General features: G+C 76.2%; 1 protein-coding gene. It reads right to left on the bottom strand.

The genetic code is table 11. The annotated features are described in order from the left end of the window. Positions 1 to 211: 211 nt before the first annotated feature. Positions 212 to 772 carry a TetR/AcrR family transcriptional regulator gene (locus tag JNW98_RS29865; protein WP_443732506.1) on the bottom strand — a complete coding sequence of 187 codons (561 nt, stop codon included), beginning with the start codon at positions 770 to 772 and terminating at the stop codon, positions 212 to 214. Positions 773 to 881: the final 109 nt, after the last annotated feature.

Raw genomic sequence — 881 nt, 5'->3', positions numbered from 1 at the left:
GCCCGGGATGCAGGCGCAGCTCCGGGGCGCCGGTCCGCTCGGCGAGCAGCCGTCGGCCCGCGTCGCGGACCTGGCGCCGCGGCGGCGCTGAACGGGCGCCGCGGCGTCGCTGAGCGGGCGCCGCGGCGGCGTCGGAGTGGGCGGCCGGCGGTTGTGAAGAGCACCCATTCGGGTGAACGCCGAAGGAGGGAACGCCGGCCGGCCGGACCCGTCAGTCCGGGCGACACTCCGGCCGGATGCCCCGTAGCGTCAGGGTGAGCAGGCGGTCGGCCAACTCCGGGTCCTCCGGCGTCTGTTCGACCGCCAGCGCGATGGCGTTGGTCAGCTGCAGCAGATCGGTGACGCTCACGTCCGCGCGGACGACCCCGGCCCGCTGCGCCCGGGCCAGCAGGGTGCCGCCCGCCTCGCGCATCGGCAGGCTGCACCGGGCGAGCGCCGACGCGTCGTCGGACTGCGCGGCCATCAGGGCCCGGGCCAGCCCCCGGTAGGTGCTGGCGTGCGCGATGACGGCCCGCAGCCAGTCCACGAGCGCCCGGCACGGCTCGGGCGCGGCCAGCAGCTCCCGCGAGCGCGCCAGCAGCCCGTCCACCTCGCCCTGGAAGACCGCGCACATCAGCGCCGTGCGGTTGGGGAAGTGCCGGTAGAGCGTCCCGATCCCCACACCGGCCCGCCGGGCGACGTCCTCCAGCGAGGCGTCCGTACCGTGCGCGGTGAAGGCGGTCCGTGCCTCCACCAGCAGCCGCTCGTAGTTGCGCCGGGCGTCCGCCCGCATCGGTCGTGCTGACGTCCGTGCCGTCTCGGTCGTCATGTCCGTCCGTCCCTCCGGTCGCTCCCCGCGGTGTCAAGGATGTCATGGGGGTGGCGACGGCCGGGTGTCACGC

This window comes from Streptomyces huiliensis, assembly GCF_020037025.1.
GTDB lineage: Bacteria > Actinomycetota > Actinomycetes > Streptomycetales > Streptomycetaceae > Streptomyces > Streptomyces huiliensis.
The sequence above is the reverse complement of the archived record's forward strand: the minus strand, read 5'-3'. Positions and strand labels throughout refer to the sequence as shown.